The sequence below is a fragment of the Flavobacterium sp. genome (assembly GCF_043756175.1).
In the GTDB taxonomy this organism is placed as follows: domain Bacteria; phylum Bacteroidota; class Bacteroidia; order Flavobacteriales; family Flavobacteriaceae; genus Flavobacterium.
This window is the reverse complement of the sequence record NZ_JAYURN010000053.1, coordinates 16,467-38,689: the sequence shown is the minus strand read 5'-3', so window position 1 is coordinate 38,689 and position 22,223 is coordinate 16,467. Positions and strand designations below refer to the sequence as shown.

Sequence of the window (22,223 nt, the reverse complement as noted above, 5' to 3'; positions counted from 1 at the left end):
TTTTAACGGCTAATTCACGAATTATTTTAAAACAAAAACGGCTCACATTTCTGCAAACCGTTTTAAATCTAATATCAAATATTATGAATTCATCAAACTTTCAATTTCATCAACTTCAATAGGAATGTTTTTCATTAAGTTAAAAGGTTCTCCTTTTTCTTGTACTACGACATCGTCTTCTAGTCTAATACCAAAACCTTCAGCAGGAATGTAAATTCCTGGCTCTACTGTAAACACCATATTGGCTTTCATAGGTTCATGTAATAATCCGTAATCGTGTGTGTCTAATCCCATGTGATGCGAAGTTCCGTGCATAAAATATTTTTTGTATGCTGGCCATTCTGGGTTTTCGTTTTGCACATCCGCTTTGTCAAGCAACCCTAAACCAAGTAATTCGGAAGTCATTATTTTGCCCACTTCAACTTGATAAGGTTTCCATAAAGTTCCTGGTGTAAGCATTTTTGTAGCTTCATTTTTTACATTTAAAACTGCATTATAAACTGCTTTTTGTCTGTCGGTAAATCGTCCAGAAACAGGAATCATTCTGGTCATGTCGCTAGAATAATTAGCATATTCGGCACCAACATCTAGCAATATTAAATCTCCTGCTTTACATTGCAAATTGTTTTCTATATAATGTAAAACATTAGCACTATTCCCTGAAGCAATAATAGGTGTGTAAGCAAATCCTTTAGAGCGATTTCTTAAAAATTCGTGCATAAATTCTGCTTCTATTTCGTATTCCATCACATTTGGCTTCACAAATGACAGCAAACGACGAAATCCTTTTTCGGTAATATTACAAGCGGTTTGTATCAAATCTAGTTCTTCACTTTCTTTGATAGAACGAATGCGTTGCAAAATAGGATTCGATTTTTCGACTTTATGTGCTGGATAACTTTCTTTCCACCATTTTATAAAACGGGCTTCACGAGTTTCAGTTTCAATGGTTGCGCGATAATGTTCATTGGTATTAATGTACATTGTATCAGCATAAGCCATAATTTCTTTCAATGTTTTATGAAAATCCTGTAACCAAATTACACTTTTTATGCCCGAAACTTCAAAAGCACGATCTTTAGTTAGTTTTTCTCCTTCCCAAATGGCAATATGCTCATTGGTTTCTTTTAGGAATAAAATTTGTTTGAGGTGTTCGTAAGGCGCATCAGGGAAAAGCAACAAAATACTTTCTTCTTGATCAACTCCGGACAAATAAAATATATCTCGGTGTTGTGCAAATGGCAAACTGCTATCGGCAGAAACTGGATATATATCGTTCGAATTAAAAATGGCAACACTATTAGGTTTCATCTGAGCTGTAAATTTTGCTCTATTTTTGATGAAAAGATCTCTGTCTATTTGATGATATTTCATTGTGAAATGATTATTATTGTAAGTTCCAAAGTTATAACATTGAATTTGAAAAGTGCAATTATGAAACGAATTATTTTTTTATCGACTTTAATCTTATTTATTCAAAAAGGAATTGGCCAGGAAAAAATACCTTTTATAATTTTTGATGGTAACGGACGAGAAGCAAGTTATAAAGACATGCTAAAAGCGTCTGAAAAAGCCGAAGTAGTCTTGTTTGGTGAAGAACATAATAATGCAATAGCTCATTGGTTACAGCTTTAACTTACAAAGGATTTAGCCAAAAAAAAGCAACTCGTTTTAGGTGCCGAAATGCTTGAAGCCGATAATCAGAAACAATTAGATCGGTATTTGAAAGGAGAAATTAATCAAAAACAATTAGATTCAACCGCAAGATTATGGCCAAACTACAAAACAAATTACAAACCATTAGTAGATTTTGCTAAAACAAAAAAAATTCCATTTATAGCCACAAATATTCCGCGTCGTTTTGCTAGTTTGGTTTACAAAATTGGATTTTCTGCACTTGATAATCTTACCGTCGAAGAAAAATCTTGGATTGCACCCATGCCAATTTCTTACGATGGGAAATTACCTGGGTATTTAAAAATGTTAGCTATGGCAGAGGGTCATGGCGGTGAAAATTTACCTAAATCGCAAGCTTCAAAAGACGCAACAATGGCTTATTTTATTATGAAAAATAAAAAACCCGAAACTACGTTTATACATTACAACAGAACATATCATTCTGATTATTTTGAAGGAATTAATTGGTATTTATTACAAAAAGAACCAAAACTAAAAATTGTAACAATTGCCACAGTGATACAAGAAAATATTATACGTTTTCAGAAAGAAAATCTTCATAGAGCAGATTTTATTATTGTTGTAGATGAAGATGTTACTAAAACAAATTAAAATTTTGTCTAATATTGAAACCTAAAATCTTTAATTATGAAAATTAAAAACCTATTGTTATTCCCTATAGTTGCTTTGACACTTTTCGCTTGTACAGATAACGACGACGAAGCTGAAATTCCTCAAGCACAAGAACCACAATTAATTATTAAATTTAAGTTTGACCCAGCCCAAATTCGATTAGATAATTTGGGACAACCATCAACTGTTGCCACAGGAAATGCTGCACAATCACCAATATTTAATACTATTGCCTCTCATTATTTAGAACTCACCCAAAATGCTACAACACTATTAGGAACGGGAACAATTTTGTATCGTGGGCAAGAAACTACAGCTGGCGGTTTGAATGCTTTCGATTTTAGCAAAGCAAAAATTGTCGCAGAAGGCGAAGCGTTTTTAAGCATTCCATTAAGCCGAATTCAAGCAGGAAGTTACGAATGGGTTAGATGCTCACTTTTATATCAAAATTACAATATCAATGTTTTAAGTTCTGGAACCAATTACGTTGGAACTTTAGCAAGTTTTGTTGGGACAAGAACTTATATTACAACCCACAATATAGGGAATTATCCATTTGTGGTAAATGGAAATCGTGACCAAGGTTATTGGGCTTTTGGGCTCCAAGGATTCCCATATTCTACATCAGGACAAGCACCAGCAGGCGCAACTACAGTTCCTAATCCAATTGCTTCGACGTCGCCAATTCCTGCTAATTCTTGTGTGGTTACTGGGAAATTCGCTAATAATTTAGTAATTACAGGAACAGAAACAAGTAATATTGAAGTAACACTTTCGCTTTCTATTAACAATAGTTTCGAGTGGAGCGAAGTAAATGCTGACGGAAAATATGAACCATCCGCAGGAGAAAACGTTGTAGATATGGGATTACGAGGATTAATTCCTAGTTTTGTGAGATAAAATAAATTTAATATTAAATTTATTTTAATTGGGTTTAGCTTTTGGTATTCAACAAAAGTTAAACCCATTTTAAATTCATTATAAATAAGCTACTAACATTTGCTGATGAAATCAAATTGAGTTATTTTTGTTTAAATTTTTTTAAACCAAACAATTAACAAAAATACTATGGCAAAATCAACAACGTTGAAGTCATCGATAGCAAAAAAAGTTGCTATGGCTCTTTCGGGACTTTTTCTGATGCTATTTTTAGCACAGCATTTTTTCATTAATTTTACTTCGGTGTTTAGTCCAGACACTTTCAATTCTATTTCTCATTTTATGGGAAATAATCCGCTTGTTCAATTCGTTATTCAACCCATTCTAATAGTAGGTGTGATTTTTCATTTTATTATGGGTTTTCTTTTAGATTTTAAAAATCGTGCTGCTAGACCAGTTTCATATGTTAAGTATGACGGAGCTTCTAATTCCTCTTGGGCTTCAAGAAACATGATTATTTCAGGCTCTGTGGTGTTGGCTTTCTTAGGTTTGCATTTTTACGATTTTTGGTTTCCCGAAATGGTCTACAAATATGTAGCTGTTAATCCTCTTGAACCAACAAGATATTTTCATGAACTAGCAGAAAAGTTTGAAAGTCCAATACGTACGGGCATTTATTGTCTTTCTTTCTTATTGTTATCTTTGCATTTATGGCATGGTTTCAATTCTTCTTTTCAATCTGTAGGATTCAATAATAAATTTTCAAAATCATTACATAAATTAGGATATGCGTTTGCAATAATTATTCCTTTTGGATTTATTTTTATTGCTTTATTTCATCATTTTAATAATTAATAGCTAATTATGAAGTTAGATTCAAAAATACCAGAAGGTTCTATTTCAGAGAAATGGACAAATCATAAAGATCATCTTAAACTTGTTGCCCCAAACAATAGACCAAAAATTGATATTATTGTTGTAGGAACAGGGCTTGCTGGATCGTCTGCAGCTGCATCATTAGCAGAAATGGGATATAATGTAAAAGCATTTTGTTTCCAAGACTCACCTCGTCGTGCACACTCAATTGCAGCTCAAGGAGGGATTAATGCTGCTAAAAATTATCAAAATGATGGAGATAGTACTTACAGATTATTTTATGACACCATCAAAGGTGGAGATTATAGAGCTCGTGAAGCAAACGTGCACCGTTTAGCCGAAGTTTCTGGAAATATTATCGACCAATGTGTGGCTCAAGGAGTTCCTTTTGCTCGTGATTACGGAGGAAACTTAGACAATCGTTCTTTTGGTGGTACACAAGTACAACGTACTTTTTATGCCGCAGGACAAACAGGGCAACAATTACTTTTAGGTGCTTACTCTTCATTATCAAGACAAATAGGTCAGGGAAATGTAGAAATGTTTAATCGTCACGAAATGCTAGATTTAGTAAAGATAGACGGAAAAGCACGTGGAATTATTGCACGTAATTTAGTTACAGGAGAAATAGAAAGGCATTCGGCTCATGCTGTTATCATTGCAACTGGAGGTTACGGAAATGTATATTTTCTTTCTACAAACGCAATGGGAAGTAACGTTACGGCTGGCTGGAAAATTCACAAACAAGGAGCAGCTTTCGCAAATCCTTGCTATGTACAAATTCATCCAACTTGTATTCCCGTACACGGAACGAATCAAGCGAAATTGACTTTAATGTCAGAATCGTTAAGAAATTCTGGACGCATATGGGTTCCAAAGAAAAAAGAAGATGCACAAGCCATTCGTGAAGGAAAACTAAAACCAACACAACTAAGCGAAGAAGATAGAGATTACTACTTAGAAAGAAAATACCCAGCTTTTGGAAACTTAGTACCCCGTGATGTTGCTTCAAGAGCAGCAAAAGAAGTATGTGACGAAGGTCACGGAATAGAAGCTAACGATACCAATGAAGGTGTTTATTTAGATTTCTCTTCAGAAATTCAAAGTAAAGGTCGTCAAACTGCTTTTGCAAAAGGAAATCATCATCCTACAGATGAAGAAGTTACCAAATTAGGAAAACAGTGGTTAGAGCAAAAATATGGTAACTTATTTACCATGTACCAAAAAATTACTGACGAAAATCCTTACGAAACACCAATGAAAATTTATCCAGCAGTTCATTATACAATGGGTGGTGTTTGGGTAGATTATAACTTACAGTCTACGATTCCAGGTTGTTTCGTAGCAGGAGAAGCAAACTTCTCTGATCATGGAGCAAACAGACTGGGAGCTTCAGCATTAATGCAAGGTTTGGCCGATGGTTATTTCGTGTTACCTTATACAGTTTCTAACTATTTAGCAGATGAAATTAGAACTGGAAAAATCTCTACAGATTCTCCAGAATTTGTGGAAGCAGAAAATAGAGTTAAAGATTCTATTAATAAATTCTTAAACAACAATGGCTCTAAAACTGTAGATCATTTTCACAAACGTTTGGGGTTAATTATGTGGAATAAAGTAGGAATGGGAAGAAATGAAGCTGGTTTAAAAGAAGCTATTTCTGAAATTGCCGCATTAAAAGAAGAATTCTATAAAGATGTTTATGTTCCTGGAAGTGCAGACGAATTAAATCAAGAATTAGAAAAAGCACTTCGTGTTGCCGACTTTATCGATTTAGGTCAACTAATGGCAATGGATGCTTTACAAAGAAAAGAATCTTGTGGAGGACATTTCCGTGAAGAATATCAAGATGCTGAAGGAGAAACACTTCGTGATGATGAAAACTTCTCTTTCGTTAGTGCCTGGGAATATATGGGTTACGATATCAGCAAAGAAATTCTTAACAAAGAAGAATTGAAATACGAGTTTATTAAAATCGCAGCTAGAAATTACAAATAAAAAATTATGAGTGCAGCAAAAAATATCAATATAAACCTTAAAATTTGGCGTCAGAAAAATGCCAAAGCAAAAGGCAGCATGGAAACTTATAAATTAGATAATGTTTCTACAGCAAGTTCATTTTTAGAAATGCTCGATCAATTAAACGAGCAACTAATTAGTGGAAAGAAGGAGCCAGTAGCATTCGATCACGATTGCCGTGAAGGAATATGCGGAATGTGTTCACTTTACATTAATGGTAGAGCCCACGGACCAGATACAGGAACAACAACTTGTCAATTACACATGAGGAAATTTAACGATGGAGATACAATCTTTATCGAACCTTGGCGATCTAAAGCGTTTCCAGTTGTAAAAGATCTAGTGGTTGACAGAAGTGCTTTCGACAGAATTCAACAAGCAGGTGGATTCGTATCTGTAAATACATCAGGAAATACTATCGATGCAAATGCAACCCCAATTAATAAAGACGATGCTGACAATTCATTTATGGCAGCCGCTTGTATTGGTTGTGGTGCTTGTGTAGCGTCTTGTAAAAATGGTTCAGCGATGTTATTTGTTGGAGCAAAAGTATCTCAATATGCCTTATTACCACAAGGAAAAGTAGAAGCTACAACTCGAGTACTTAACATGGTTCGTCAAATGGACGAGGAAGGTTTTGGAAACTGTACAAATACAGGAGCTTGTGAAGTAGAATGCCCTAAAGGAATTTCTTTAGAAAACATTGCAAGAATGAACAGAGAATATTTATCTGCAAGTTTGAAAGGATAATAGCTATATACAAGAAAAAGGAAAACGCATTCAAATAAATGAATGCGTTTTTTTATTATCAGAAAATTAGAATCCGTGACTTAAAAGTTAAACACATAATTACTTAACAAACGCAACACTTCCGATATTTCTTCTTTAGTGTTATAACTGTGCAAACAAATTCGCAATCGTTCTTGACCTTCAGGAACTGTTGGCGAAAGTATTGCTTTCACATCAAATCCTTTTTCTTGAATTTGTTTAGCAATATTTTTTACTTTTTGGTTTCCAGAAATAATAGCAGATTGTATTGCCGATTTACTTCTAACAAACATTGGTTTCAATCCTAATATTTGCTTTTCTTGATTAAAGTGAATAATGTTCTCTCGAAGTTTATCAATTTGTATAGTATTGGCTTCCAGTTCTTGATAAGCTACTAAAATTGTAGCAACAGAATGTGGTGAAAGTCCTGTCGTATAAATAAAACTACGTGCAAAATTAACCAAATACTCTTTTAAATTCTGGCTTCCTAAAATAGCTGCTCCATGACAACCCAATCCTTTCCCGAAAGTCATAATTCTAGCAAACACTTTATTTTGCAATTGTAATTGTTGTACTAATCCTTGTCCTTTATCTCCAAAAATACCTAAAGCATGTGCTTCATCAATAATTAAATTGCAGTTGTATTTCTCGGATATTATTGCTAATTCTTCTAAGTTCGGACAATCGCCATCCATAGAAAAAACAGATTCGGTAACAATATAAACTTCGACAAGTTCGGTTTTATATTTTAAAATCAATTTATCTAAATCTTCAGAATAATTGTGTTTAAATTTATAAGATTTTGCATTGGATAATTGAATTCCGTCGCGAATAGAAGCATGACACAATTCGTCGTACAAAATGACATCATTTCGTTGCGGCACAGCGCTAAAAAAGCCAATATTGGCATCATACCCAGAATTGAAAATTAAAGCCGATTCTGATTGATGAAAACGGGCAATAAGTTCTTCTGTTTCTGAATATAAATGATGGTTTCCTGAAAGCAATCTAGAACCAGTTGCTCCATTTATTTTAATATTTCTATCGAGTAAAAATTGGTGTGTTTTATCAAAAATAAATTCAGAATGAGCTAATCCTAAATAATCATTAGAAGTAAAATCTATTAAATTATAAATTAATGGCAAACTTCGCAAAGCATTGTTTTGCTCACGTAGTTCTAGTTTAATTAAAAGTGATTTTGGTAAAATTTTCATGCAAACAAAGATAAAACTTAATTGAGTGACGAACTATTTAAAATCCTTAAAAGAGAGCTCTTATTCTTTTTACTTTATTGGTTTTATCGATTTCTGTAAATAAAATAACTTTAGAATCTTTTACTTTAAAACGAGGATTGCCCAAATAATCAAATTCACTTCTTTCAAATATAGGTGACATTTGCTGTGGTGTTATTCCAATTGACAAAGTGTTTAATTTCCATTTTTTATTAGAAATAATAACTTCTATAATCTTATCATTTTGCATTTCGATTGTCAAACCATCGTAGCTAAAAGTAAAAACAGGCTCTTCTTTGTCATCAGGAAGTTCTTTGTTTAATGAAATAGCGCCTCCTAAAACTGCTTCAATTTTTTGAACAGAATTTTTTTCGCAAACATTAATACTTTTATTGGTTTTGGCATTGGTTAGTAATAATGTTCCAGAAGTTTTTTGTTTATTGAAGCTACCCAAAAAGCAACACAATACAATTCCGAATAGAACGCTAAGTATTTTTGTTTTCATAATTTGATGGTCTTAGTTTGAATGTCTTTAAAATTGAAAGGTAATTTAAGTTTAAAATTTTAGAAAAAACTAAATTTATACGCTTAATCTTTAAAAAATATGGAATATTATTGACAAATATTGTCATTCTGAGGAACGAAGAATCTCATAACTATAAGTAATAATGAGATTCTTCGTTCCTCAAAATGACAAACTACATATCTTTTATACCAATAAATTCAAACACTAAATAACATTAATTTTTTCTGATTCAATCCACATCAAAAATAAAAAAAGCCAAACAATAAATGCTTGGCTTTTACTTTTATTTTGAAATTGTTTTAGTCGGCTAAAACAATTACTTTATTATCTTTCATTTCGAGAGTTCCTGACGAAATAGCAAGTGTATAATTCTGATCATTTACTTTAGTAAACAAATCCTTAGATTCTTTGCTAAACTTGAAACTTGGCGCAGTAATTCTTACAATACCTTTTTGAAGTAACGAAACTATTGGTGCGTGATTATTTAACATTTCGAAACTACCATCAACTCCTGGAACAGAAATTGAAGTGATTTCTCCTTTAAATAATGATGCTTCTGGTGATACTATTTCTAAAATCATTTACTATAATTGAAAATTGATAATTATTTAAATTGTCAATTGTTAATTGAATTATGCTTCTGCTAACATTTTTTCTCCAGCTTCGATAGCGTCTTCAATAGTTCCTTTAAGGTTGAAAGCTGCTTCTGGCAAGTGATCTAATTCACCATCAATAATCATATTAAATCCTTTGATAGTATCTTTGATATCAACTAAAACTCCTTTCAATCCTGTAAATTGCTCAGCAACGTGGAAAGGTTGAGATAAAAATCTTTGTACACGTCTTGCACGAGAAACTGATAATTTATCTTCTTCAGATAATTCTTCCATACCTAGAATCGCGATAATATCTTGCAATTGTTTGTATTTTTGAAGAATTTCTTTTACTCTTTGTGCACAGTCATAATGCTCATCACCTAAAATTTGAGGTGTTAATATACGAGAAGTAGAATCTAACGGGTCAACCGCTGGATAAATACCTAATTCAGCAATTTTACGAGACAATACTGTTGTAGCATCTAAGTGAGCAAATGTTGTAGCTGGTGCCGGGTCAGTTAAATCATCCGCAGGAACGTAAACCGCTTGAACAGATGTAATAGATCCTTTATTTGTAGATGTAATACGCTCTTGCATCGCTCCCATTTCGGTAGCTAATGTTGGTTGGTAACCAACTGCAGATGGCATACGACCTAAAAGTGCCGAAACCTCAGAACCCGCTTGTGTAAAACGGAAGATATTATCAACGAAGAAAAGAACGTCTTTACCTTGGTCTGAACCTGCACCATCACGGAAATATTCCGCAATTGACAATCCTGAAAGTGCTACACGAGCACGAGCTCCAGGTGGCTCATTCATTTGTCCGAAAACGAAAGTAGCTTTAGACTCTCTCATTCCTGGCATATCAACTTTAGATAAATCCCATCCTCCATTTTCCATAGAGTGCATGAAATCTTCACCATATTTTATAATTCCTGACTCTAACATCTCACGAAGTAAGTCATTTCCTTCACGTGTTCTTTCTCCTACTCCTGCGAATACAGAAAGTCCACCGTGACCTTTTGCGATATTGTTAATCAATTCCTGGATCAATACTGTTTTACCAACTCCAGCACCACCGAACAATCCAATTTTTCCTCCTTTTGAGTAAGGCTCAATTAAATCGATTACTTTAATACCTGTAAATAAAACTTCAGAAGAAGTAGATAAATCTTCAAATCTTGGCGCTTGACGGTGAATAGACATTCCATTGTCACCATCTTTTGGTAAATTTCCTAAACCATCAATTGCATCTCCAATTACATTGAACAAACGTCCGTAAACATCAGCTCCAATTGGCATTTTGATTGGATTTCCAGTCCCAACAACTTCATAACCCCTACTTAAACCATCAGTAGAGTCCATAGAAATGGTACGAACTGTATTTTCTCCGATATGAGATTGTACTTCAAGTACTAATAAAGTACCGTCTTTCTTAGTGATTTCTAATGAATCATAAATTTTTGGAAGCTCAACATCTTTACCGTTGAATACTACGTCTACAACTGGACCGATGATTTGCGAAACTTTTCCTATTACTTTTGACATTGCTTATGTATTTATTAAATAGCTATTTAGGTTTGTTGAAAATATGTCTATTTTCAGAGTGCAAAGATAATTTTTTAAAATATAAAATCAATATTTTTTTTATGTTTTTTAATCTCTTTTTGAATTCGTTTTTCAATACATATTATTTAAAATAAAAAAACCATCAACTTTCGTTGATGGTTTTGATATCTATTTGCTTTTTATTACAAAGAAGCAGGATATTGTATTTGATAATTTCCTAAATCTACAGCTTTAAGTGTAGAACCGTATTTAGCATTAATCGCTTCTGCAAATTTATTAGCAATAAGCGCATAGCCTCTAGCACCTGGGTGAACACCATCTAAAGAAAAAGCCCCGCCTGTAACATAAGTAGCAGACATGTGGTAATTACCAAAACGAACTCCTCCGTTTACTAATTGATCCATAATTGCTTTAGCATCAACAAATGCCAAACCATTTGCTGCAGCAGCAGAAGCAATTGTTTCATTGTAATGATCTGTAGCCACTTTAATTTCAGCCGCTTCATCTTTAGATAAAACCCATTTATCAGCTAATGGAACACTAACTCCATTGATAGCCGCAGGATTTCCTCCTACCAAAGTACCAATAAATGAACTTGCTGGTAATACTAATAAATCCGCAGTAGTTGCTGGTCTATATGAAGGAATGCTATATCCAGTAAGATTCGTTAAATAATTATCAACGATAATTACAGGATTTTTACCCACAACAAAAACAACTTTTCTTCTATCTGCTTCTGCTTGTGATAATCCTAAATTAGCCACAGCATATGTTAATCCTCCATTATACGTCGCAAAACCCGAGTTTAATTGAGCAACTTGAGCAGCGTTAAGAGTTACTGGATTATAAGGAACTCTTGTAAAATATGGCAATGAACTTACGTATGGTAAATTTGCAACTACACCTTTTTTTCCTCCTGCAGCTAATTGAGTAGCCAAAGCGTTGTATGCACCATCAAAAGTTGCATTTGAAGTGATATTATTACCTGTTGAAGGCGATTCCGTGGTGGTTACACCACCACCAGTTGCATATCCTAAAACATCATTTCCTCCAATCCATAAAGAAAAGAAAGTTGGATTTTGAGATAATGCATCTGCTAATACTGTTGTACTTGCAGAAGAAGAAAATCTAGAAAAATAAGGGCTTGCTAATCCCGCCGGAACACCCATTGCATTACCGTAACCGGCAGCTAGCAAATGGTAACTTTTTGCACCAGGTACTCCTAAATTATTAAATGTTCCAGATAAATGATTAAGCACTTCTGTTACAACTGGACCAGCTACTGGTACTGGAGCAGCTCCATTAAAATACAATCTTGTTCCTTGTATTGTAGTTCCACTAAATAACAAACCTCCTTTATTGTCATCACCACAAAAAGGTGTGTTAAAAGCCCCGCCTCCTACTTGACTAAATTGTACAGCAAGTATATTTGGATAAGAATTTTGTTGCCCTTTTTTAAACAGAGCACCATCACTATAACCCGCAGCAAAGGAATCTCCTAATGCTACGTATTTAGAGAAATCAGCTGAACCTGCAGTTACAGGAGCTTCTGTAACAGTATCATCACTTTTATTACATGCTACAAAGCTTAAAGAAGCCAACAGTAACCATTTTATATTTTTTTTCATAATTCTTATCATAAAGTTATTATATTTTATTAAGGATTAATTGTCCAAGAAGCATAGTATTGTTGCCCGATTGCTCCAGCTCCTAATACTTGTATATAATCCTTACCACCTAAATTAGCGCCACCAACTTTGATAACTGATTTCAAGAATGGTATTGCATAATTTACTTGTGCATCAAATACTACATTTTCTGGAACCATACCATCTATAAATGATGATTGCCATAAGTATTCGCTATTCCATCTTACGTTTGTATTAAAACCAAAGTTTTTGAATAATTTATCATTACCAAAACTAGCTTTTGCTCTGTGTTTAGGCGTATTGAAACCTGCTTCAAAACTTGGGTCACTTGACTGATCAAAATCAAATTGAGAATAGTTATAACTACCTCCTAATTCGAAGTTTTTATATACTTTTCTAGACAAACCAGCACCTAATCCTAATGATTTTACTTGTGCTTTAGAGTTTGTATAAACTTGGTATGTTCTTCTATCTCCATTGTCTAATGCTGTTGCGCCATCAGATGCACCAGCTGTTCCGTACAAAGGAGCAATTGTATTAGTTTGACTTAAGAAATCGTTATAAGTATTATAATACCCATTAAGATCTACAGAAAAATCTTTAACCATTGTGCGGTATCCTAATTCTATCGCTTGTACTCTTTCTGGCTTAACTAAAGTAGGACTTGCCACAACAAGTAATGAAGAAGCCGTTGCTAATGGAGTGCCTGCTGCTCTAGCAGCCGCAAATGTTTTATATGAATCCGCAGTATAGGCATTATTGTAAGCATTCTCTCCTGTCATTGTAACAGTTGCTGCATTTCCTAAAAGTTGGCCTGCAGCACTTACACTTCTAGTTTCAACATATCTTGTTAAGTTTTCAGGCGCAGAACCAATTAAGGCAAATGGCCCTAAATCTAAACCAATGTATTGGTCTTGTGTTGTTGGGTTACGGAAACCTGTTTGATAAGAAGCTCTAAGATTGTGTTGTTTTTTTGCTCCAGCTCCGTAAGTAAAAGATACTCTTGGAGAGAAATTCCCGTCAAAGTTTTTAGATTTATCATAACGTACAGATCCTGTGAATTTTAATCTGTCCTCCATAAATTTCTTTTGAACTTGCGTATAAACTCCGTATTCATTATATTTAATAGGACCATCATAATCTGTAAAAATAGATCCTTTAGAATTCATTTCGTATTGTCTTCCTGAACCACCTACTTGAATTTCAGCAAATTTTACTAAATCTTTGAAATTATAATTTACGTCAGCATGATATAATTTAGAATTATCTTGAAACTTAGCACCTTTTGTGAAGTCTGCATCTTTTACAATTGTACTTAATGCTTGATTAAATTGCGCAGATCCTGGTTCAAATCTTGGACTTCCTGTGGGAGTAGGTAAAAAAGGCAAACCAGATGGCTTGATATTATAATCAGCATAATTCCTTGCATTTGCAGCAGATTGTTGCGCATTAGTTCCCAAAACAGCACCTGAAAGTTGAAATGCAGTTGCATAGTTTGTAAACCATTCTGCATCTGATTTTGCTGCTCTATTTACATTCCAAGCAGCGAAACGTGTGTCATAAGAATCTCCTGCATCTTCAGCTGTTCTGTAGACTCTCGCGAAGAAATTTTTCCCTTTTACTTCTAATTTAGTTTGATCCATGTAGAAGTTTTTAAGTGCATATCTGTTAGCTCCTTGATAAACCGTGTTACCAAAACCTAATTTGTGTTGCAAAATAATTTCGAAATCATTTGCCCAAGGCTTAAAGTGTAAAGAGAAATCTGCTTTTACACTTTCAATCTTATTGTCAGTTAAATCTTGTTCTCTATAACCTGTTCTACTTACTTGTCCTACATTTGGAACAAAAACAGAAACCTCATCACCATATAAATTTACTCCATCATAGTTTTGATTGTTTGCATGCCCTATTCCTCCGTTATCTACAGCTCCATTAGAAACGTTTCTATCATCTGAAGCAATCCATTCTTTAGCACCTAAATAAGAGAAATTCCCTTTTGCAGCAAAATGTTCTGTAAATTTTTTAGCAGCTCTAAATCCGAAATCGTAAAAAGGATTATTTCCTGCTGCTGTTTGAGATGTTTGTCCGTATTTCATGTAAGTTGAAATTCCTTCTTTAACGAAAGGACTTCTACTATTCATAAACATAATCCCATTGAATGCATTTGCACCATATAATGCAGAAGATGCTCCTGGTAGAACCTCAACATTAGCAACATCGATATCAGAAACTCCTAATAAATTTCCAAGTGCGAAGTTAAGAGCCGGCGAAGAGTTGTCCATACCATCAACTAACTGCATAAAACGAGTATTTGCAATAGTCGCAAAACCACGTGTGTTTACTGATTTGAAATTAAAACTACTCGTATTAAAATGCACATCCTTCAGATTTTCTAACCCTTCGTAAAACGAAGGCGCAGTTGTGTTTTTAATGTCTTTTAGCCCCATTCTTTCGATAGTAACTGGCGATTCTAGAATTCTCTCTGGAGTTCTAGATGCAGATACAACAATCTCGTTTAGAGAAGTTGCTTCTTCTGATAAAGTCACGACAATTTCTTGCTCTTTTGAATTTACAACAACTGTTTGACTTGTAAAGCCCATCATTGAAACTTCGATAGAAAAAGGAAAAGAATTCTGGTTCTTAAGCAAGAATTTCCCGTCGAAACCCGCCGATGTTCCTGTAGAACTTCCTACAACTTTAACATTAGCTCCGGGAATGGGCTGATTGTTAACATCTGTAACTGTTCCTGAAATTGAATTTTGCGCAAACGAAAGTCCGCAAAAAAACAATGACAAAATAATAAAGTAGATTCTCATTCGTTTTGATTTTTATTGGTTTAGAAAGCCAAAATACAAATATTTTTATTACCAAATGAAAAGATTGGTAAAAATTTTAGGAACAATTTCACAGTTTATCGATTATTTTTATTTTATGAATCTTTAATTTTTTAAGTTTTTATCATAATTTTAACGTTTATATATATAAAAAATACTATGCGCACATAATAAAGTTGATTATACCTATAATAATTTAAAAAAAAGGGGTTGAAAATAATAAATGAATTGCATAAAAAAAGTGAGATAAAATCTCACTTTTAATAAAAATATATGTTCTTTTTTAGCTATTCTACAGTAACAGACTTCGCTAAATTCCTTGGTTGGTCTACATTACACTCTCTCATAACAGCAATATGATATGATAATAATTGCAATGGAATTGTAGTTAATAAAGGAGACATCGCATCGGCAGCATCTGGAATTTCGATAACATAATCGGCTAAATCGCGGACTTGCGTATCGCCTTTGGTCACAATAGCAATAATTTTTCCACTTCTTGATTTAATTTCTTGAATATTGCTCACCACCTTATCATAATGCCCTTGTTTAGGAGCAATTACGACTACTGGCATCTGTTCGTCTATTAGCGCAATTGGCCCATGTTTCATTTCGGCAGCTGGATAGCCTTCCGCATGAATGTATGAAATTTCCTTAAGCTTCAAAGCTCCTTCTAAAGCTACCGGGAAGTTGTAACCTCTTCCTAAATATAAGAAATTTGTAGCGTCTTTGAAAACTGATGCAATTTCTTTGGCTTTGTCATTCGTTTTAAGCGCTTCGGCAACTTTTTCAGGAATAATTTCTAATTCCTGTAAGTATCTATGAAAATCTGAGTTTGATAAAGTTCCTTTTGCTTTAGCCAAACGCAAGGCAATCATTGTTAGAACAGTGATTTGTGTGGTAAAAGCTTTTGTAGAGGCTACTCCAATTTCTGGTCCAGCATGAGTATAAGCTCCAGCGTGGGTTTCTCTAGAGATTGATGAACCTACGACGTTACATACTCCAAAAACAAAAGCTCCTTTTTCTTTAGCTAATTTTATTGCAGCAAGTGTATCTGCTGTTTCTCCCGATTGAGAGATTGCAATAATAACATCATCTTTATCTATAATTGGATTTCGATATCTGAATTCTGAAGCATATTCAACTTCAACCGGAATACGAGCGAATTCTTCAAAAATATATTCGGCAACTAATCCTGCGTGCCATGACGTTCCGCAAGCGATTATTACAATACGTTTTGCATTGGTAAATTTATCGATATTATCTTCTATTCCTGCCATTCTAATTAGTCCTTCATTGGCATGAAGACGACCACGGTAAGTATCTTTGATAACATTAGGTTGCTCATAGATTTCTTTCATCATAAAATGATCGTAACCTCCTTTTTCGATTTGTTCCAAATTCATTTGAAGCTCCTGAATATATGGATCTACAAGAGAATCGTCTTTTATTTTACGAATCTTCAATGGTTTATTCAAACGCACGATAGCCATTTCTTCGTCTTCTAAATAAATTGCGTTCGAAGTATATTCGATAAACGGCGTTGCATCTGAAGCGATAAAAAACTCGTCTTTACCTATTCCTATTGCTAATGGGCTTCCCAAACGGGCAACCACAATTTCGTCTGGTTTTTGTTTGTCGAAAACACAAATAGCATAAGCTCCTATCACTTGGTTTAAAGCTATTTGAACTGCTTTCCCTAATTTAAGATTGTCTTTTTTTTGTACATCTTCAATAAGATTTACTAATACTTCGGTATCAGTATCTGATTTGAAAGTATAACCTCTATTGATTAATTCTTTTTTTAACGGCTCATAATTTTCGATAATTCCGTTATGAATTATAGCAAGATTTCCTGAATTTGATAAGTGTGGATGCGAGTTTACATCATTAGGAACACCATGTGTCGCCCAACGTGTGTGACCCATTCCTATTGTTCCGTTAGTAGAGATTTCTTTTGATGATTTTTCCTCTAGATCCGAAACCTTACCTTTGGTTTTAGATAATTTTAAATCTTTACCGTCATAAAGTACAATACCAGCACTATCGTAACCTCTATATTCTAGACGTTTAAGTCCTTTTATTACGATTGGGTAAGCTTCTCTGTGACCTATATATCCAACAATTCCACACATAATTTATAGTTAATTAGATTTTGTATAATAAATTTGAAATTTTATTCTGTCATCATAATTTACATCTGTAGAAAGATAATTACTACCGTATAAAACAGTTCCCAATGGACTTATTATAGAAGAAACTGGGAATTTATTCATTTTTTTATTTGCATCGGTAAAACTAGGTGCTGCAACTTCTACTGGATTTAAAACCCCAAAACTAAGCGCATTAATATTACCCGTCACAACAACTCCTAAACGAACATTTTTTGTAACCCCTGTCGTTTCTTTGAGTATGTTGTTAATATGATCTGTTATTCTGATTTTATATTTGTCTTTTGCTGTAATTCCTGTTCCCACAGTTTCTATTATACCTCCATGTACAATTTTATTTAAACTCTCATCTGTAATATTGACAGTATTATCTAAATAATAATCATAAAGTGGAACATTCGTATCCGCATTAAAAATATAAATACGTTGTGGTTTGTCGTAATTACTAGTCATTTTTGATTTGTCTACTGTAAATGTTAGGCTCGCTTCATTTACTAATACATTTTTAGATTTCAAATTTGTTAACTCATCTGAAGTAAACAACTCTAAAAACGCCATAGAACCCTGACCTCCTTTTAAATATAAATTTTTATCCTCTGTTTGTGGAGTATTAACCATAGCATCTGAATATTCTGTACCCTCGTCTGTGTTTTTAAATAAACCAACAGTATTTCTTGACATTTTTAGTGTAAGACTAGCCATTTCTCTACTAGTACTTGGAGTAGTAGAAGTCGATCCTGGCACATCTACCTTGTCTTGTTTATAATAAATTGTAACGTCTCCTTTTGCAAAATCTAATCCCATTGAAGTTCCTTTGCCTGCAACCGATTCGGTTACTTGGAAATATAATCCTTTAAAATAAGATTTGAAAGCATTGTTGTTATCTAAATCAGCTACTGGAGCAAGAATTATATTCGTATTAAAATAAGATTTAGACAAATGCAAACGCATTCTTGGTGAATTATGAGATTCTACAACTTTAGGAATTACTAGTACATTGTTATCTGTATCTACTTTATATTTTTTATACTCTCTCGTATCAGGAACAAAAGCTGTATTTTCGTTTGCTGCTACAGCATCATTTAGCACTGGACTAGCTATATTAGCATTAAAATTGGCATCTTCGTCCGAAAAATGTTTTTGTGCTCCAAAAGTAACCGGATCGGAATCTCTAAGATAAACTCCATTTCTGAATACTTTTAAATTTATTGGGTCATAAATCTTTGGAGTCGTTGTAGATGTATTCGTTGTATAAATTGAATTTAATTGGTAAGTTCCTATTCCGTTTGCATCTGTTGATATTTTTGTACTATAGTACGGAACAGTAAGGACAACACTATCAATCTCTATTGAATATTTGTTTTTAAACGTTGGTTTTTCTGTTACTAATGATAATTGTGTTACAAAATTTGCTGTTATTTTTCCTAAAACAGTATTTGGATTTACAAGAATACCCAACTGATTATAAGCCATGTTACTTGTTTCAACTGCTGAAACTTTCTGATTGTATGCTTTTACTGAAAAAAGTTCGGGAGTAATCGTAAAATCATCGTTCCCTACAATATTCGAACCTAATGTATTATAATCTTTATCGCATGAAGCAAAAAATATAGCAACTAAAACAATAGTTAGTTTTCTTAAAAAAGTGGTATTCATCATTAACCTAATATTTGATTTTTGTAAAATTCTATGTACGCTTCCGAAAACGCATCTTTCTGAGCGAAAGGTAAAAAAGGTTTTTTTGAAGCATCTATAAATTTTGTTAAATTTGAAGAAATGCTTTCCGAGGCAATAACAACACCATCTGAATGGTTTATAGACGCCATCATAATATTTTCGAAAGTAGGATTGTCAAGTTCCGCAATAGCGCTATGAGGAATCCCGTCAAACTGAACTTTTTTACCCATTTCAGCGTTTAGACTTCCGTCGAAAGACTGATTAAAAACCGAGGTTACAATTTTAGTATCAGCAAACAAAGCTTCATCTTTGTAATAATGCTTCATATATATAGGGAGCATCGCTGCCATCCAACCTTGCACGTGTATAATATCTGGAACCCAGTTTAGTTTCTTAACCGTTTCTACCACGCCTTTTGCAAAGAAAATAGCACGTTCGTCATTATCTGGAAACATAACTCCTTCTTCATCAGTAAACGTAGCTTTTCTTTTAAAATACTCATCATTATCGATAAAATAAACCTGAATACGCTCTTTTGGTATCGATGCAACTTTAATAATTAGAGGCATATCTACATCGTTTACAACAAGATTCATCCCCGAAAGGCGAATAACTTCATGTAATTGATGCCTTCTTTCATTTATATTACCATAACGAGGCATAAAAATTCTTATTTGCCCACCCTGATCATTAATCATTTTCGGCACATCGTACGACATCAAAGACACCTCATTTTCAGCAAGATAAGGCACTACTTCTGATGATACATATAAAATTCTTTTATCCTCCATTTTTTGTTTTGTTTTGTTTAAGGGACACAAATCATTTGCAAAATTACAAAAATTTATGTTGATATTGACTAAAATAGTAAGTTTGCACTGAATTTTAATGTTTTACGCATGACCGTTTTTGACAAACAAAAAGAAGTAAAAGCTTATTTGAAACCGTTTTTACAAGACAAAAAAAAGATAGGATTCGTTCCTACGATGGGCGCTTTACACGAAGGTCATTTATCATTAATGAATGAATCACTAAAAAATAACGATTACACAATAGTTAGTATTTTTGTGAATCCAACACAGTTTAATAACCCAGACGATTTAAAAAAATACCCAAGAACTTTAGAAAACGATGTTGCAAAAATAAAAACCTTAAACTCTCAAATCATTATTTACGCTCCTTCCGTCGAAGATATTTATGAAGGGGAAACTGCCTCAAAATCATTCGATTATGATGGCTTAGAATTCCAGATGGAAGGAAAACACAGGCCAGGACATTTTGACGGTGTAGGAACAATCGTGAAAAAATTATTCGAAATTGTAAATCCTACCAATGCTTATTTTGGCGAAAAAGACTTTCAGCAATTAGCCATTGTTCGAAAGTTAGTTCACAAAAATAATATGGCTGTAAATATTGTGGGCTGCAAAATTTTTCGTGAAGAAAACAAACTAGCTATGAGCTCTAGAAACGAACGCCTTTCGGCAGATGAAAGAGCAAAAGCAACTATAATTTACAAAACTTTGACAGAAGCCAAAAAACTTTTTGGCACGAAAACTGCTAACGAAGTAACAAATTGGGTTGTAAAAAAATTCAAAAATCAATCCCTGTTTGAGTTAGAATATTTCGAAATTGCCGATGAACAAACGCTTCTTACTTGCAAACGAAAAAGTAAAAACAAAAATTATCGTGCTTTTATTGCCGTTTTTGTGAACAATATAAGATTGATTGATAACATTTCATTAAAATAATTACCTTTGTACCATGCAAATTGAAGTTGTAAAATCTAAAATACACCGAGTAACAGTAACTGGCGCCGATTTAAATTACATCGGGAGCATTACTATTGACGAAGCTTTACTCGAAGCGTCTAACATTATTGAAGGCGAAAAAGTAAATATTGTAAACATAAATAACGGAGAACGTTTTGAAACTTACGCTATAAAAGGCGCAAAAAATTCGGGCGAAATTACTCTAAACGGTCCTGCGGCCCGCAAGGTTCATAAAGGAGATATTATCATTATTATGTCTTATGCACGTATGGATTTTGAAAAAGCAAAAAACTTCAAGCCATGGTTAGTTTTCCCTAACGAAAAAGATAATTCGTTAACGTAACGTGAGAAACAAACTAAGCACCTATTCCGGAGTAATTCTTCCTATTTTACTAGGACTAGGGCTCACGCTGTATATTTATAATTCTTTTACCACTGAGCAATTAGCACAGATGAAAGGCTATGTAATATCTGCAAACTATAATTATATTTCGTTTTCGCTAATAATTGCCGTATTTGGTTATGTTTTTAGAGCATACAGATGGAAATATACCTTAGCAGAAATAGGCAGCTATACTGGTTTCAAAATTAACTTTTTAGCAGTAAGTATAGGTTATTTCGTAAATTTAGGAATACCTAGATCTGGAGAAGTTTCTAGGGCTTTGGTACTAAAAAAATACCGGGATGTTCCTTTCGACAAAGCTTTCGGAACCATTATTGCCGAAAGAATAGTCGATTTTATCATTCTTTTGTGTTTAATTTTTACTTCCGTAATATTAGAATTTTCGACACTTAAAAAATTTCTTTTATATTATATTCCATTTAAGATATTAATTGTATTTGCCGTATTCTGTTTCTTAGGGCTTATTGCAACGATTTATTTGTATAAACATTCAAAATGGAAGTTTATAATTTTCATAAAATCTAAAGTTGAAGGACTAAAAGAAGGTGCATTTAGTGTTTATAAAATGCCTAATAAATTCCCTTTTTTGGCATATACATTCCTTATCTGGCTTTCTTATATATTAATGTTTTATTTCGCTGTTTGTTCACTCGAAGCAACGAATTCTATGTCATTAGGAACAACAATTGTTGCCTTTGTTATAGGCGGATTAGTAATGACTTTTACCAACGGAGGTTTTGGCTTTTTTCCTGTACTAATTGCAAAAATATTATTGCTATATGGCATTCCTGAGCAAGCAGGAAACGCATTGGGTTGGATTATTTGGATCTCGCAACTCATCATAACTGTTCTACTTGGTGTTTTCTCTTTTTTAGCACTACCAATCGTGGGTAAAAGAAAATAAATTATTATATTGCTAGTTCAAAAAATCACGCTATTATAATT

At 33.5% G+C, this 22,223-nt stretch carries 18 protein-coding genes and 1 pseudogene; 9 read left to right on the top strand and 10 right to left on the bottom strand.

All coding sequences use genetic code 11. The features are described from left to right. Positions 1 to 81: 81 nt before the first annotated feature. The gene (locus ACH2BP_RS03285) at positions 82 to 1,374 is read right to left on the bottom strand and encodes an aminopeptidase P family protein (protein ID WP_395056971.1); all 1,293 of its coding nucleotides are present in this window, start codon (positions 1,372 to 1,374) and stop codon (positions 82 to 84) included. Between the two features lie 60 nt (positions 1,375 to 1,434). Between ACH2BP_RS03285 and ACH2BP_RS03280 the strand changes: the two genes are divergently transcribed. From ACH2BP_RS03280 to ACH2BP_RS03255, 6 genes and pseudogenes are all read left to right on the top strand, one after another. Further along, the gene (locus ACH2BP_RS03280; RefSeq protein WP_395056969.1) at positions 1,435 to 1,635 is read left to right on the top strand and encodes a hypothetical protein; all 201 of its coding nucleotides are present in this window, start codon (positions 1,435 to 1,437) and stop codon (positions 1,633 to 1,635) included. 15 nt (positions 1,636 to 1,650) lie between these two features. After that, positions 1,651 to 2,289: pseudogene (locus ACH2BP_RS03275) on the top strand (ChaN family lipoprotein); the annotation flags it as partial. Between the two features lie 36 nt (positions 2,290 to 2,325). Then, positions 2,326 to 3,210 (top strand): hypothetical protein, encoded by an 885-nt coding sequence (locus ACH2BP_RS03270; protein WP_395056967.1) that lies wholly within the window; start codon positions 2,326 to 2,328, stop codon positions 3,208 to 3,210. Between the two features lie 168 nt (positions 3,211 to 3,378). Further along, on the top strand, positions 3,379 to 4,044 hold the full coding sequence (locus ACH2BP_RS03265; RefSeq protein ID WP_395056965.1) for a succinate dehydrogenase cytochrome b subunit: 666 nt from the start codon (positions 3,379 to 3,381) through the stop codon (positions 4,042 to 4,044). A gap of 9 nt (positions 4,045 to 4,053) precedes the next feature. Beyond that, the gene (locus tag ACH2BP_RS03260) at positions 4,054 to 6,063 is read left to right on the top strand and encodes a fumarate reductase/succinate dehydrogenase flavoprotein subunit (RefSeq protein WP_395056963.1); all 2,010 of its coding nucleotides are present in this window, start codon (positions 4,054 to 4,056) and stop codon (positions 6,061 to 6,063) included. Between the two features lie 6 nt (positions 6,064 to 6,069). Next, on the top strand, positions 6,070 to 6,834 hold the full coding sequence (locus tag ACH2BP_RS03255) for a succinate dehydrogenase/fumarate reductase iron-sulfur subunit (protein ID WP_395056961.1): 765 nt from the start codon (positions 6,070 to 6,072) through the stop codon (positions 6,832 to 6,834). A gap of 80 nt (positions 6,835 to 6,914) precedes the next feature. On the opposite strand, the gene ACH2BP_RS03250 is transcribed toward ACH2BP_RS03255, so the two are convergent. The 9 genes from ACH2BP_RS03250 to ACH2BP_RS03210 all read right to left on the bottom strand — a co-directional run bounded on the left by ACH2BP_RS03250 (position 6,915) and on the right by ACH2BP_RS03210 (position 19,897). After that, positions 6,915 to 8,066, bottom strand: a complete 1,152-nt coding sequence (locus tag ACH2BP_RS03250; protein ID WP_395056959.1) for an aminotransferase class I/II-fold pyridoxal phosphate-dependent enzyme — start codon at positions 8,064 to 8,066, stop codon at positions 6,915 to 6,917. 46 nt (positions 8,067 to 8,112) lie between these two features. Then, positions 8,113 to 8,589: a hypothetical protein gene (locus ACH2BP_RS03245; RefSeq protein WP_395056957.1), complete on the bottom strand. Its 477-nt coding sequence runs from the start codon at positions 8,587 to 8,589 to the stop codon at positions 8,113 to 8,115. A 320-nt stretch (positions 8,590 to 8,909) separates the two neighbouring features. Next, complete coding sequence (locus ACH2BP_RS03240; RefSeq protein WP_395047225.1) at positions 8,910 to 9,191, bottom strand: F0F1 ATP synthase subunit epsilon; 282 nt, start codon at positions 9,189 to 9,191, stop codon at positions 8,910 to 8,912. A 51-nt stretch (positions 9,192 to 9,242) separates the two neighbouring features. Beyond that, positions 9,243 to 10,754, bottom strand: a complete 1,512-nt coding sequence (atpD, locus tag ACH2BP_RS03235; RefSeq protein ID WP_395056955.1) for a F0F1 ATP synthase subunit beta — start codon at positions 10,752 to 10,754, stop codon at positions 9,243 to 9,245. Positions 10,755 to 10,957: 203 nt separating this feature from the next. Next, entirely contained in the window at positions 10,958 to 12,403 is a 1,446-nt protein-coding gene (locus tag ACH2BP_RS03230) for an SGNH/GDSL hydrolase family protein (RefSeq protein WP_395056953.1), read from the bottom strand. Between the two features lie 29 nt (positions 12,404 to 12,432). Beyond that, on the bottom strand, positions 12,433 to 15,240 hold the full coding sequence (locus ACH2BP_RS03225) for a TonB-dependent receptor domain-containing protein (protein ID WP_395056951.1): 2,808 nt from the start codon (positions 15,238 to 15,240) through the stop codon (positions 12,433 to 12,435). A gap of 305 nt (positions 15,241 to 15,545) precedes the next feature. Continuing rightward, positions 15,546 to 17,393 carry a glutamine--fructose-6-phosphate transaminase (isomerizing) gene (gene glmS / locus ACH2BP_RS03220; protein WP_395056949.1) on the bottom strand — a complete coding sequence of 616 codons (1,848 nt, stop codon included), beginning with the start codon at positions 17,391 to 17,393 and terminating at the stop codon, positions 15,546 to 15,548. 9 nt (positions 17,394 to 17,402) lie between these two features. Beyond that, positions 17,403 to 19,088, bottom strand: coding sequence for a DUF4270 domain-containing protein (locus tag ACH2BP_RS03215; protein WP_395056947.1), 1,686 nt, complete (start codon positions 19,086 to 19,088; stop codon positions 17,403 to 17,405). Then, positions 19,088 to 19,897 carry a glycogen/starch synthase gene (locus ACH2BP_RS03210; RefSeq protein ID WP_395056945.1) on the bottom strand — a complete coding sequence of 270 codons (810 nt, stop codon included), beginning with the start codon at positions 19,895 to 19,897 and terminating at the stop codon, positions 19,088 to 19,090. Before ACH2BP_RS03210 ends, ACH2BP_RS03215 begins: the two co-directional genes overlap by 1 nt. Before the next feature lie 108 nt (positions 19,898 to 20,005). Here ACH2BP_RS03210 and panC point away from each other — a divergent pair, with 108 nt between their 5' ends. From panC to ACH2BP_RS03195, 3 genes are read left to right on the top strand one after another with little or no spacing between them, the layout of a single operon-like run. Then, on the top strand, positions 20,006 to 20,854 hold the full coding sequence (panC, locus tag ACH2BP_RS03205) for a pantoate--beta-alanine ligase (protein ID WP_395056943.1): 849 nt from the start codon (positions 20,006 to 20,008) through the stop codon (positions 20,852 to 20,854). Positions 20,855 to 20,867: 13 nt separating this feature from the next. Continuing rightward, on the top strand, positions 20,868 to 21,218 hold the full coding sequence (panD, locus tag ACH2BP_RS03200) for an aspartate 1-decarboxylase (RefSeq protein ID WP_395056941.1): 351 nt from the start codon (positions 20,868 to 20,870) through the stop codon (positions 21,216 to 21,218). 1 nt (position 21,219) lies between these two features. Then, entirely contained in the window at positions 21,220 to 22,182 is a 963-nt protein-coding gene (locus tag ACH2BP_RS03195) for a lysylphosphatidylglycerol synthase transmembrane domain-containing protein (RefSeq protein ID WP_395056939.1), read from the top strand. Positions 22,183 to 22,223: the final 41 nt, after the last annotated feature.